Source organism: Nonomuraea sp. WAC 01424 (assembly GCF_003947315.1).
GTDB classification, from domain to species: domain Bacteria; phylum Actinomycetota; class Actinomycetes; order Streptosporangiales; family Streptosporangiaceae; genus Nonomuraea; species Nonomuraea spiralis.
Map to the genome: position 1 here is coordinate 106,434 of NZ_QHHZ01000002.1, position 12,471 is coordinate 118,904.

The window sequence follows — 12,471 nt, forward strand, 5'->3', positions numbered from 1 at the left end:
CGCTCGGGCTCCGGCTCCCGGTCATGCCACGATGCCAACGTCCACTCCCATCACCAAGGGCGCGCGGATGACAACTCCGCCCGTACGGCAGGGGTCAGCACCTGCCCCGTACGCTCCACCAGAATCGTCATCTGGTACGCCACCAGGCCCATGTCACAGTCGGGCGCGGCCAGCACAGCCAGGCACGACCCGTCGCTGATCGACATGACCAGCAGCAGGCCGTGTTCCATCTCCACCAGGGTCTGCGTGACACCGCCGCCCTCGAACACCCGCGCGGACCCCTGCGTGAGGCTGACCAGCCCGGCCGCGATGGCGGCGAGCTGGTCGGCGCGGTCCTTCGGGAAGCCGCGGGAGAAGGCCATCGGCAGGCCGTCGGCGGAGACGACCACGGCGTGGGCCACGCCGGGCACCTCGTCGACGAACCCGCTGACCAGCCAGTTGATGTCCCTGGCTCCCTGGCTCAGCTCCTTCATCAGTCCTCCTCTAGCTCGGCCCGGCCTTTGCGCACGCCCTGCTGGTAGCTGGCCAGCCTGTTGCGCAGCCGGTCGGGGGACAGCGGAGGAACGGGCGGGGGCGGCGGCTGTGGGACCGCGGTACCCGGTACCAGGTTCGCTCGCGGCGTGCGTTTGGGCAGGCCGGAGCTCGTGGTGCCGTTCTTGGCGGGCTCGGCGGCCGTGGTCGCGGCCTCCCAGCCCTGGTCGGCGGGCGACGTCCAGGCCGGATCCCGGCGGTCGGCGGTCGGCGTCGACTTGCTGAACCAGCTGCTGTCCTCGACCGAGGCGAAGATCGGCAGGAACTCGTTCGTGGCCGCCGGGTCGGTCGAGGCCGGCTCGGGCCCGGTCGCGAACGACGGGTACGAGTCCTGCGCGCCGGGTGGGCCGGCCGGGCCCGGTTGCGGCAGTTCGACCGAGTGCGTGGAGGTCGAGGTGAACCACGACGACGCCTCGGACTCCGCCTGCATGGCGTCGAACGACGGATGCCCGTAGGCGGGCATCGGCGCCGTGGGCGGCGCGAACGGCTCACCCCCCGCCCCGAACGGCTCGCCACCCGCGTGCGGCGGCCCGAACGGATCCGCGGCCGGGTTCGGGGGGAACGGCTCCGCACTCAGGTTCGGGGAGAACGGGTCGGCGGTGGGGAAGGAGCCGGTGCGGCGGCCCTGGTCCAGGCGGGCCGCGCCGGTGGCCTGGGCGTGCCCGGGCCCGGCCATCGACCCCGCCAGAGGCCCGGTCATGGATTCGGCCAGGGGTCCGGCCATCGAACCGGCCATCGAACCGGCCATCGAGCCCGCCAGCGGGCCGGTGCCGGGGATCGCGGTGAGCAACATCTCCGGGACCAGCACCATCGCGGTCAGCCCGCCGATGTCCTGGCGGCGGAGCTGCACCTTGATGGTGTGCCGTAACGCCAGCCGCCCGACCACGAACAGTCCCATCCGCCGCGACACGGACACGTCCACGACCGGCGGGTTGGCCAGCCGCCAGTTCGCCTCCGCCAGTTCCTCGGGGGTCATGCCGATCCCGTTGTCGGTGACCGACACCATCAGCCCGCCGCCGTCGATGCGGCTGCTGGAGATGATCACCTTGGTGTCCTTGGAGGAGAACGACACCGAGTTCTCGACCAGCTCGGCCAGCAGATGCACGACGTCGGTGACGGCCTGCCCGGCGATGGCCACGTCCGACTGCACCTGGACGCTGACCCGGTCGTAGCTCTCGACCTCGCCGAGCGCCGCCCGCACGATGTCCATGAGCTCGATCGGCTCGCTCCACTTGCGCGCGGCCTCCTGACCGGCCAGGACCAGCAGGTTCTCGCTGTTGCGGCGCATGCGGGTGGCCAGGTGGTCGAGCTTGAACAGGTCGCCCAGGCGCTCGTCGTCGCGCTCGCCGCGCTCCAGGCGTTCGATCAGCGTGAGCTGCCGTTCGACCAGGGTCTGGCTGCGCCGCGACAGGTTGACGAACATGGCGTTGACGTTGGAGCGCAACCGCGCCTCGTCGCCCGCCAGCCGTACGGCCTCGCGGTGCACCTCGTCGAAGGCGCGGGCGACCTCGCCCACCTCGTCCCTGGAGAAGATGCCGATGGGCGGCACCTCGGCGTCGACCGCGCCGTCGCGCGACTCGCGCAGGTGCTGGACGAAGTCGGGCAGCCGGTGCCCGGCGATCTCCAGCGCCTCGCCGCGCAGCCTGCGCAGCGGCCGGACCAGCGACCTGGCCACGCCGGTGGTGATCAGCAGGACGGCGACCAGCAGCGCGAGCACCGCGCCCACGATGACCATGGCACGCTGCCGTTCCTCGGCCGCGAGCGTACGGCTGCGCGCCACGATCCCGGCGGACTGCCGCTGCTCGACCGTGCGCATGGAGTCCACGACCACGTTGGACGCCTCGAACCATTCCTTGGCGTCGTCGCGTTTGGCCAGGTCCAGCCCGCGCAGCGGCAGCGAGGCCGAGGCCCTGATGAGCACGAGTTCGCGCAGGAAGAGCATGCGGTCGGCGCTGCGGCCGTTCACGGTCTCGTCGAAGAAGCGGCGCTCGTCGGCGGTGGCCTCGGCGGCGAAGCCCTTGCGCTCGGCGTTCTCGCTGGACAGCTCTCCCAGGAAACGTTTGAGCTGGTCCTGGCCGAAGGCTCCCTCGACGAGGACCGTGGTGAGCAGCGCCTGCTGGTACGAGACGCTCTCCTTGGCCCTGGCCAGGCCGTCCAGCATGCGGGTCTGGCGGAACAGCTCGTCGTCGGAGCTGCCCTTGATCAGTTCGGTGTGGATGGAGAGCAGTTCGTTGACGACCGTCGTGTAGAGGTCGACGGCGGGGCCGGGGAGCAGGTTGGCGTCCAGCGCCTGCTGGCGCAGGGAGGTCAGGTCGTCCAGGCGGCTGAGCATGTTCTCGATCTGGTCGGCGGTGCGGCCCTCGACGTCGGCGAGGATCTGCTGCGCGGTGCCGCGTACCTCTCTGATGGCGACGTCCACCTGGTCCATCTGGGCCTGGACGCCGCCGATCCCGGTCACCGGCCGGTTCCTGGCGATGTACCAGGCGGTCTTGGCGCGTTCGCCGGCGAGCTGGTGGGTCAGGTCGCCCACCTGCTCGGACAGCGCGGCCAGTCGGTTCGTACGGTCGTAGTCGGCGGCGGCGCCCGTGGAGGACAGCACCTGGACGCCCACCGCCAGCACGGCGGCGGCCGTCGGCACCAGGATGAGGGCGATCAGCCGCGCGCGCACGCGCCAATTGCGCAGGCGCCAGTTGCCCTCGCTGGCCTGCCTTTCGCCCAGCTGTGTTGTCACCGAACGCACCTCGCCCGAATCGGCGTATTTGTGGGGTCTGCGCCCCTTGAGAGAAATCAGCAAGTGCGGGTAATTGGAACACATCCTAAGCGGGCGTGGCCACCCGCGCATAACGGGGCGAAATTCAACTTCTGCGTCGAGTGAGACAACGAGCTGGAGCTCCATCCCGGCGTTCACCTAGCCAGAAATAATCCCTCATATGTTTATATGTCCGCGTATGGGCGATTAGCGCGTTCCAACCACATAACACGCGAGGAGCAGCCGGATCTCTCACAGGTCACAGCGTTGAGATTTGCGTTATTCACCGCATATGTTGAGCCCCGGCAAACGAGGAGGCGAGGGTGCGGGATTCTCCCGACAGCGCGGCTATCAGCGTCGAGGGCCTTTGGAAGATCTTCGGGTCGAGGGCACAAAAGGTGCTGGACAGCGAGGACAGGCACCTCGAACCGGCCGCGCTGCGAGAGAGGACCGGCTGCACCGCCGCCGTCCGCGACGTGAGCTTCGAGGTACGCCCCGGCGAGGTCTTCGTCGTCATGGGCCTGTCGGGAAGCGGCAAGTCCACCCTCGTACGCTGCCTGACCAGACTCGTCGAGCCCAGCGCCGGCGAGATCAGGATCGGCGGCGAGGACGTCGGCCGCGCCTCCCCCGCCCGGCTGCGCGAGCTGCGCCGCCACCAGGTGAGCATGGTCTTCCAGCATTTCGGGTTGTTGCCGCACCGTAAGGTCGTTGACAACGTTGCCTACGGTCTGGAGATCCAGGGCACCGCCAAGGCCGCCCGGCACGCGCGGGCCGCCGAGATCCTGTCCCTCGTGGGCCTCGACGGACACGCCGACGCCTACCCCGACCAGCTCTCCGGCGGCATGCAGCAGCGTGTCGGCCTGGCCCGCGCGCTGGCCGTCGATCCCCAGGTGATGTTGTTCGACGAGCCGTTCAGCGCGCTCGACCCGCTGATCCGCCGCGACATGCAGGCCGAGGTGATCCGGCTCCACCGCGAGGTCGGCAAGACCATGGTGTTCATCACGCACGACCTGTCCGAGGCGCTCAAGCTGGGTGAGCGGATCGCCATCATGCGGGACGGCTCGATCGTGCAGCTCGGCACGGCCGAGGAGCTGGTGGGCGCGCCGGCCGACGACTACGTGGCCGACTTCGTCCGCGACGTGCCGCGCAGCCACGTGCTGACGTTGCGCTGGATCCTCCGCTCCCCCGAGCCCGGCGAGCCGCTGGACGGCCCCCAGCTCCCCGTCACCACCCTGATCAAGGACGCCATCGCCGCGGCCTCGGCCTCCTCCCGCCCGATCCGGGTGATGGACGGCGACGAGCTGGCCGGGGTCGTGGACCGCGTCGACCTGCTGTCCTTCCTCGCCGGGCAGGACACGGCGGCAAGGGCAGGCGCGTGAGCACCACCGCGGTCAGCGCCCCCACCAAGCTCAGGATCCCGAGATGGGCCGCGCCCGCCGGGGTCGCGATCGTGTTCGCCGCGGCGTACCTGGTCTTCCGCGGCACGGGCACGCTGCCGCACGACAAGGAGGCGCCGCAGTTCCTGGCGGTCACCGACCTGCGCGAATGGATCGACGACAACCGGAACGAGAGCCCGCTCTTCCTGTACTTCCTCAACTACGTCCGCCTGTTCGTCGGCGGCGTCTACACCTTCTTCCAGTCCGTCCTGAACGCCCTGAACTGGCCCGGTCTCATCGGCGTCCTCGGCGCGCTGGCCTGGCTGGCCGGCGGCTGGCGCATCGCGCTGCTCGCGGCGGCGGGTGTGAGCGCGTTCGGGGTGCTCGGGTTGTGGCAGTCGAGCGTGGACACGCTGGCCCTGGTCGCGGCCTCGGTGCTGCTGTCGCTGGTGATCGGCGTGCCGCTCGGCGTGTGGGCCGGGTTGTCGGCGCGGGTGCGCCGGGTGCTGACGCCGGTGCTGGACGTCATGCAGATCATGCCGACGTTCGCGTACCTGGCGCCGCTCGTGCTGTTCTTCCACATCGGCGCGCCGGCCGGGGCGATCGCGACGATGATCTACTCGATCCCGCCCGCGATCCGCATCACCGCGCTGGCCGTCGAGGGGGTCTCCCCCACGGCCGTCGAGGCGTCGGCGTCGCTGGGCGCGACCCGCCGGCAGACGCTGTTCAAGGTCCACCTGCCGCTGGCCCGCCCGACGATGGCGCTGGCGGTGAACCAGACCATCATGATGGCGCTGTCCATGGTCGTGATCGCGAACCTGATCTCGGCCCCCGGCCTGGGCGGCGACATCATCCGCGGCCTGTCGCGGGCGCAGGTCGGCATCATGCTCCCGGCGGGCCTGGCGATCGTCGTCATGGCCGTGGTGCTCGACCGCACGCTCATGTCGGTGGCCCGCCGCGAGGCGCACGCGACGGTCGGACGGCTCGACCTGGTGGTCGCTGCGGCGCTGGCCGGTGTGGGGCTGGTGGCCGGACTCGTCTTGCCCGCGGGCTGGCCGGACGGTCTGACGGTCACCTTCGCCGGCGCGGTGAACGACGCGGTCCGCTGGGCCGAGACGACCTGGTACCCGGTCACGACGTTCGTCAAGGATCTAACCTCGGCCTTCCTGCTCAACCCGCTGGAGGGCCTGCTCACCTCCGCCCCGTGGTGGCTGATCGCCCTCGCGGTGCTGACCCTGGCCTGGTGGGTGAGCGGCGTACGCCCGGCGCTGACCGCGCTCGGCTGCCTGCTGGCGATCGCGCTGCTCGGCGTGTGGGAGCACGCCATGCAGACGATGACCACGGTCGCGGTGGCGGTGCTCGTCACCCTGGTCATCGGCCTGCTGCTGGGCGTGGCCGCGGCGCGCTCGCCGCGTTATTCGGCGATCCAGCGCCCGCTGCTGGACGCCGCCCAGACCATGCCCGCCTTCGTGTACCTGCTGCCGGCGCTGGCCCTGTTCGAGACCACCCGGTTCACCGCCATCTTCGCCTCCGTCATCTACGCGGTGCCACCCGTGGTGCGCCTGGTCGAGGACGGCATCAGAGGCGTGCCCGCCACGGTCGTCGAGGCGGCCGCCTCGGCGGGCTCGACCCCGGGCCAGCTCCTGTGGAAGGTACAACTCCCGATGGCGCGACGGGCCATCCTGCTCGCGGCCAACCAGGGCATCGTGATGACGCTGGCCATGGTCGTCGTCGGCGGCCTGGTCGGGGCGGGCGCGCTCGGGTACGACGTGGTCGTCGGCTTCTCCCAGCGCACGGATTTCGGCATGGGCTTCGTGGCGGGCATCGCGACCGTCCTGCTCGGAGTCATGCTCGACCGCATCACGCAGGGCGCCGACAGGCGCCCTTCCCCCCGAAAGAGGAAGCGCACATGAAGATTCGCCTGCTCGCAGGCCTGCTCGTTCTCGGCCTCACCGCCGTGGGTTGCGGCGGTGGCGCCAAGGTGGAGACCTCCCCCAGCGCCGCCGCCCCGGCGGCCGGCACCGGCTCCGGCGCGCCGGCGACGGGCACCGTCAAGATCGCGATCAACCCGTGGGTCGGGTACGAGGCCAGCGCGAACGTCGTCGCCTACCTGCTGAAGAACGAGCTCAAGTACACCGTCGAGCTGCCCGAGATCAAGGAGCAGGTCGCCTGGGAGGGCTTCGAGACCGGCGACGTGGACGTCATCATCGAGAACTGGGGCCACCCGGACCTGAAGAAGAAGTTCATCGACGAGAAGAAGGTCGCGCTCTCGGCGGGCTCCACCGGCAACAAGGGCGTCATCGGCTGGTACGTCCCCAAGTGGATGTCCGACAAGTACCCGGACATCACCGACTCCAAGAACCTGAACAAGTACGCCGACCTGTTCAAGACGTCGGAGTCCGGCGGCAAGGGCCAGCTCCTCGACGGCGACCCCAGCTACGTCACCAACGACGAGGCCCTGGTCAAGAACCTCAAGCTGAACTACAAGGTGGTGACCGGCGGCAGCGAGGCGGCCCTGCTCAAGGCCGCCGAGCAGGCGCAGGCGCAGAAGAAGGCGTTGTTGTTCTACTTCTGGACGCCCCACTGGCTGTTCGACAAGGTCGAGCTGACCCGGGTGAACCTGCCCCCGTACAGCGAGGGTTGTGACGCCGACGCCAAGAAGGTCGCCTGCGACTACGCCGAGCTGGACCTCGACAAGATCGTCAGCAAGAAGTTCGCCGACACCGGTGGCAAGGCGTACGAGCTGGTCAAGAACTTCAGCTGGACCAACGAGGACCAGAACGCGGTCGCCAACGACATGACCAACAACGGCCTGACCGGCGAGCAGGCCGCCAAGAAGTGGGTCGAGGCGAACACCGCCAAGTGGCAGGCCTGGATCCCCAAGTGACCCCTCTTGACCGCGCCCCCTCCGGCCGCCCGCCGGAGGGGCCGGAGGAGACGCGGTCGCGGAGACCTCTCATGCGAACCAAGAAGCTCATCGGGCCGCTGCTCGCGGCCCTGCTCCTGACGGCCTGCTCCGGCGGCACCCCCGAGAGCGCCGGGGCGGGCAAGGGCACGGTCAACATCGACGTGCACGCCTGGGTCGGGTACGAGGCCCAGGCCGCCGTGCTGGCCTACCTGCTCGAACACGAGCTGGGATACAAGGTCAGCACGCGCAAGAACAACGAGAGCGATTCCTGGCGCGATTTCGAAAGCGGCAAGGTCGATGTGATCGTCGAGAACTGGGGACACAACGATCTGAAGAAGGAGTACATCGAGCAGAAGAAGGTGGCGCTGTCGGCCGGTCTCACCGGCAACAAAGGGGTGATCGGTTGGTACGTCCCCGAGTGGATGGCCAAGAAATATCCCGACATAACCGACTATCGGAACCTGAATAAGTACGCGCCCCTCTTTAGGACAGCCAAAACTGGAAATTTGGGTCAGGTGCTCGACGGCGACCCCACATTCGTCACCAACGACGAGGCTCTCATCAAGAATCTCGGCCTCGATTACAAGGTCGTCTACTCGGGCAGCGAGGACGCGCTGATCAGGGCCGCGCAGTCCGCGACGAAGAACCGTACGCCCCTGCTCATGTATTTCTACGAGCCGCAATGGTTGTTCACCAGGGTCAAGCTGGTCAAGGTCAACCTGCCCGCGTACGCGATCGGATGCGACAACGTGCCCGCCAAGGTCGCCTGCGACTACCCGCCGTACCTGCTGGACAAGATCGTCAGCCGGCGGTTCGCCGAGAGCGGCGGGAAGGCGTACGAGCTGGTGCGCAACTTCACCTGGACCAACGACAACCAGAACGCCGTGGCCAGCAACATGATCAACGGGAAGAAGTCCGCCGAGGCGGCCGCCCGGCAGTGGGTGGAGGAGAACAAGATCGTGTGGAAGGACTGGATTCCGCGTTGAGCTTCGACTTCGTCATCGTGGGCGGCGGCTCGGCCGGCTGTGCCCTGGCCAACCGGCTGAGCGCCGACCCGTCGGTGTCCGTGCTGGTGCTGGAGGCGGGCCGTCCGGACCACCTCTGGGACGTCTTCATCCACATGCCGGCCGCGCTGATGTTCCCCATCGGCAGCCGCTTCTACGACTGGAAGTACGAGTCCGAGCCCGAGCCGCACATGAACGGCCGGCGCATCTACCACGCGCGCGGCAAGGTCCTGGGCGGCTCCAGCAGCATCAACGGGATGATCTTCCAGCGCGGCAACCCCCTCGACTACGAACGCTGGGCCGCCGACCCCGGCATGGAGCACTGGGACTACGCGCACTGCCTGCCGTACTTCCGGCGCATGGAGAACTGCCTGGCCGACCCGGGCTCGCCCTTCCGCGGCGACGACGGCCCGCTCAAACTGGAACGCGGCCCGGCCCGAGGCCCGCTGTTCGAGGCGTTCTTCGAGGCCGTCCAGCAGGCCGGCCACTCCCTCACCGACGACGTCAACGGCTACCGCCAGGAAGGTTTCGCGGCCTTCGACCGCAACATCCACCGGGGCCGCCGGCTCAGCGCCGCCCGCGCCTACCTGCATCCCGTACGCCGCCGTCCCAACCTCACGGTCAGGACGCGGGCCCACGTGGAGAAGGTGCTCTTCGAGGGTACGCGGGCGGTGGGCGTGCAGTGCGGCGGCGAGCGCATCGAGGCCCGCGAGGTCATCCTGTGCGGCGGCGCGATCAACAGCCCCCAGCTCCTCCAGCTCTCCGGCGTCGGCCCGAAGGCGGTGCTGGAATCGGCGGGCGTCAAGGTGGTGCACGACCTGCCGGGCGTCGGCGAGAACCTCCAGGACCACCTGGAGGTCTACGTCCAGCACGCCTGCACCCGGCCGGTCTCGCAGCAGCCCTCGCTGGCGATGTGGCGGCGGCCGTTCATCGGCGCCGACTGGCTGTTCCTGCGCCGCGGTCCAGGGGCCACCAACCACTTCGAGGCGGGCGGGTTCATCCGCTCGAACGACGAGGTGGCCTACCCGAACCTGATGTTCCACTTCCTGCCGATCGCCGTGCGCTACGACGGCTCGGCCCCGGCCGGTGGCCACGGCTACCAGGTGCACATCGGCCCGATGTACTCCGACGCCCGGGGCTCGGTGCGCATCAGGTCGGCCGACCCCCGCGACAAGCCCGCCCTCCGCTTCAACTACCTCTCGACCGAGCAGGACCGCCGCGAGTGGGTGGAGGCCATCAGGCACGCCCGCGCCATCCTGTCCCAGCCCGCCTGGTCCGGCCTCGACGGCGGCGAGCTGTCCCCCGGCCCGGACGTGCGTACCGACGAGGAGATCCTGGCCTGGGTCGCCAAGGACGGCGAGACGGCACTCCACCCGTCGTGCACCTGCAAGATGGGCGTGGACGAGACGGCCGTCGTGGACCCCGCCACCATGCGCGTGCACGGCCTGGACGGCCTGCGCGTCGTGGACGCCTCCGCCATGCCGTACGTCACCAACGGCAACATCTACGCCCCGGTCATGATGCTCGCCGAGAAGTCCGCCGACCTCGTCCTCGGCAACACCCCCCTCCCGCCCGACCCGGTGGACTTCCACCGCGCCTGACCCGGTCTCACCGGTCCAGGCGCTGGTACCGGCGTACGGACAGGACGAAGAAGACGGCGGTGAGCACGACGGGCCACAGGACGGCCATCGGCACGGCGTGCCGGGCCACCCACGACTCGCCGCCCCAGCCCGGGTTGCCGAACAGCTCGCGGGCGGCGGCGACCGTGGAGGAGAGCGGGTTCCACTCCGAGATCGCGCCCAGCCAGCCGGGCATGGTGGCGGGCGCGACGAAGGCGCCGTGCGGGAACCATCTCATGCGAAACAGGAATCGCACCTTGTAGAGCCATCTAACTCCCTGAGGTCGTCGAACAGTTCCTATCTCTGAGTAACGAACCATGTACCCTGCGAGTTCCTTTATTCCCGTCGCCAAAGCGCCATTACGGCGATTGCGGACGCCCGAAACAAAGGACGAGAACGCACCAAGCCTGCGATATGCGTACGCATCCACCTTTGAAGGAAAATCCATTCGCGGCGTTTGGCTGTAATTATCCCTATTTGCCGCTCGGAGTAAGGGATTCAATGTGATCTACATCACATCATGCTAGGGCCTGCTCTGGTCGCCCGTAGCAGTGGCCCCCTGCCTTAACAACTGGGCTGCAAGGGGAGAGATATCTAGCGCGTTTGGTTAGCTCACCACCGCCTATTACTTTACGCATCCATGCGATTACCTTACGTGAAGGCGGTCGAGTGAGGAGTTTCAAGCCGATCGCCCACCGCAAGGGTCAGTTCCACCGGTGCCCGACCTGCGTCCCAGTCAGCGTCCGCACCGAACCGGAAGGAGCACCATGCAGGCATTCCAGACCGGCGAGATCCCCCACGGCTTCACGATCAACGAAAACAACGGGCTCATCCACTACAGGAACGCAATCGTCCTGGCCGTCCCGATGGCCAACCAGGGCGGCTGGGCCGGCGACGGCTACCTCTCCTTCGGCAGCGACTGGGCCGACGTGCGGCTCCGGGTCGCCATCCACAATGGCAGCACCTGGACCGTCGTCAACACCTACGACGTCACCGCTGGCGGGCCTCGCGTCGGCGACCAACTTCCCATCTCGTCGCAAAAGGTCAGCATCGGACGGGTGAAGAGAAGCGCCAACGACATGGCTGACAACGTCCCAGTCAGCTGGCTGCTGCAGTTCCAGACCACCTAGTACCCCAGTGACATTTCGCGATCACGGCTGAGATCTGCGCTGGTAGCGGTAGTGCCGGGCGGTTGCTTGGTGGTGACGGCGCCAGTCTGACCAGCGCAGAATGCCCGTGATGGAGTGGTGCCGGGTCAGCACGATGGCGGCCAGGAGCCGACGGATCTCGGGCAAGGCCGGTGGGATGCGATCGTTGGCGCTGCTGAATGGTTGAGCAGCGGCGATGGTGGCAAGCAGGGCCAGGGTGAGCATGGCCAAGGTGATGTGCCGGTACCAGAGTGTCCAGCCGCGCACCTGGTACTGGTCCAGGCCGCCCTGGCCTTCGGCGGCTTGGCTGGACTCCTCCACCGCCCAGCGGGTGCCCGTGATCTTCACAGGGCTCATCAGTGGCTGTGGTGTGGGGGTTGTCCACGGTCACATCTAGGATCTTGCGGCGTAAACCCGGCCGCCCCCGGAAGTCGCCGGGGCTGCAGGTCAATCGCCGGGCGGTGACGGGTTCGCTGGGAGAGGTTGGCGGTGGTCCGGCGGGCTGAGTGCAGGGCCGAGACTTGTCGCTGGGATCGGTGACGTTGTCGCTGGCTGGGACAGAAGGTGATTGCCTTGTCACTGTCACGCCAGGGGATGTACGGACCTCCGTGTGATTACTTAGCGCATGCACATGCAACTCTCAGTAATTGCACGAGGTGAGAAGCATCCATGCACCGCACCCTGGTAAAGATCGTCACGGCCCTCACAGCCATCGCGGCGCTTAGCGTCGCCGCCCCAGCACCCGCTCAAGCAGCGGAGTCGGCCTACTTCGAGATGACCGACATCACCCGCGAGCACTTCATCATCAAGCTCACCGATCCCGCGAAGATCCAGCACGCCCGCGACCTGGTGAACGGCGAGACCGCAGACCGACCGCACGTCATCGGACGCATCCTCAAGCGCCAAGCTCCCTACAACCCCCGCTGGAGCTATCACCTGAACTCCGACACCGTCGACTTCTTTGACCAGGCGTTCGAGGTCTGCGACGCGACGATCCCCTACGTCGAGGACTACCTGGACGAGGCTGGCGGAGCGTTCCTGCCCGGCCTCGTCTGGTGCGACTGGACGTCCAGGCTCGTGCGCGAAATCCCGATGCCATAGAACCTGACGTCGTCCGCCACTGCGGCCTCTGGAGA

Annotated in this window: 11 protein-coding genes; 7 read left to right on the plus strand and 4 right to left on the minus strand. The window is 68.3% G+C overall.

What is annotated here, in order from left to right; all coding sequences use genetic code 11:
* Window positions 1-50 precede the first annotated feature (50 nt).
* A complete protein-coding gene (locus tag DMB42_RS05795) occupies window positions 51-473 on the minus strand; it encodes a roadblock/LC7 domain-containing protein (RefSeq protein ID WP_125631416.1) in 423 nt (140 codons plus the stop codon).
* Window positions 473-3,262, minus strand: coding sequence for a nitrate- and nitrite sensing domain-containing protein (locus tag DMB42_RS05800; RefSeq protein WP_125631418.1), 2,790 nt, complete (start codon window positions 3,260-3,262; stop codon window positions 473-475). Before DMB42_RS05800 ends, DMB42_RS05795 begins: the two co-directional genes overlap by 1 nt.
* Before the next feature lie 341 nt (window positions 3,263-3,603).
* On the opposite strand from DMB42_RS05800, the gene DMB42_RS05805 reads away from it, so the two are divergent.
* The 5 genes from DMB42_RS05805 to betA all read left to right on the plus strand — a co-directional run bounded on the left by DMB42_RS05805 (window position 3,604) and on the right by betA (window position 10,169).
* The gene (locus DMB42_RS05805) at window positions 3,604-4,659 is read left to right on the plus strand and encodes a glycine betaine/L-proline ABC transporter ATP-binding protein (RefSeq protein ID WP_125631420.1); all 1,056 of its coding nucleotides are present in this window, start codon (window positions 3,604-3,606) and stop codon (window positions 4,657-4,659) included.
* On the plus strand, window positions 4,656-6,569 hold the full coding sequence (locus DMB42_RS05810; protein WP_125631422.1) for a proline/glycine betaine ABC transporter permease: 1,914 nt from the start codon (window positions 4,656-4,658) through the stop codon (window positions 6,567-6,569). The genes DMB42_RS05805 and DMB42_RS05810 overlap by 4 nt, the downstream gene beginning before the upstream one ends.
* The gene (locus tag DMB42_RS05815) at window positions 6,566-7,543 is read left to right on the plus strand and encodes an ABC transporter substrate-binding protein (protein WP_125631424.1); all 978 of its coding nucleotides are present in this window, start codon (window positions 6,566-6,568) and stop codon (window positions 7,541-7,543) included. The genes DMB42_RS05810 and DMB42_RS05815 overlap by 4 nt, the downstream gene beginning before the upstream one ends.
* Before the next feature lie 71 nt (window positions 7,544-7,614).
* Window positions 7,615-8,550, plus strand: coding sequence for an ABC transporter substrate-binding protein (locus DMB42_RS05820; protein ID WP_125631426.1), 936 nt, complete (start codon window positions 7,615-7,617; stop codon window positions 8,548-8,550).
* Complete coding sequence (gene betA / locus DMB42_RS05825; RefSeq protein WP_260477514.1) at window positions 8,526-10,169, plus strand: choline dehydrogenase; 1,644 nt, start codon at window positions 8,526-8,528, stop codon at window positions 10,167-10,169. The genes DMB42_RS05820 and betA overlap by 25 nt, the downstream gene beginning before the upstream one ends.
* A 7-nt stretch (window positions 10,170-10,176) precedes the next feature.
* Here the strand turns inward: betA and DMB42_RS05830 are convergent, their stop codons facing one another.
* Entirely contained in the window at window positions 10,177-10,425 is a 249-nt protein-coding gene (locus DMB42_RS05830) for a hypothetical protein (RefSeq protein WP_396981181.1), read from the minus strand.
* 529 nt (window positions 10,426-10,954) lie between these two features.
* Between DMB42_RS05830 and DMB42_RS05835 the strand changes: the two genes are divergently transcribed.
* Window positions 10,955-11,317 carry a hypothetical protein gene (locus DMB42_RS05835; RefSeq protein WP_125631428.1) on the plus strand — a complete coding sequence of 121 codons (363 nt, stop codon included), beginning with the start codon at window positions 10,955-10,957 and terminating at the stop codon, window positions 11,315-11,317.
* Window positions 11,318-11,338: 21 nt separating this feature from the next.
* On the opposite strand, the gene DMB42_RS56315 is transcribed toward DMB42_RS05835, so the two are convergent.
* Window positions 11,339-11,683 (minus strand): hypothetical protein, encoded by a 345-nt coding sequence (locus DMB42_RS56315; RefSeq protein WP_125631430.1) that lies wholly within the window; start codon window positions 11,681-11,683, stop codon window positions 11,339-11,341.
* A 321-nt stretch (window positions 11,684-12,004) separates the two neighbouring features.
* Here DMB42_RS56315 and DMB42_RS05845 point away from each other — a divergent pair, with 321 nt between their 5' ends.
* Window positions 12,005-12,436, plus strand: coding sequence for a calmodulin-binding protein (locus DMB42_RS05845; protein WP_125631432.1), 432 nt, complete (start codon window positions 12,005-12,007; stop codon window positions 12,434-12,436).
* Window positions 12,437-12,471 lie beyond the last annotated feature (35 nt).

Bases quoted from the DNA above. Each gene is read 5' to 3' on its own strand.
- DMB42_RS05835 (WP_125631428.1), top strand. From the start codon at position 10,955: ATGCAGGCATTCCAGACCGGCGAGATCCCCCACGGCTTCACGATCAAC.
- DMB42_RS05795 (WP_125631416.1), bottom strand. From the start codon at position 473: ATGAAGGAGCTGAGCCAGGGAGCCAGGGACATCAACTGGCTGGTCAGC.
- DMB42_RS05820 (WP_125631426.1), top strand. From the start codon at position 7,615: ATGCGAACCAAGAAGCTCATCGGGCCGCTGCTCGCGGCCCTGCTCCTG.
- DMB42_RS05815 (WP_125631424.1), top strand. From the start codon at position 6,566: ATGAAGATTCGCCTGCTCGCAGGCCTGCTCGTTCTCGGCCTCACCGCC.
- DMB42_RS05830 (WP_396981181.1), bottom strand. From the start codon at position 10,425: ATGAGATGGTTCCCGCACGGCGCCTTCGTCGCGCCCGCCACCATGCCC.
- DMB42_RS05845 (WP_125631432.1), top strand. From the start codon at position 12,005: ATGCACCGCACCCTGGTAAAGATCGTCACGGCCCTCACAGCCATCGCG.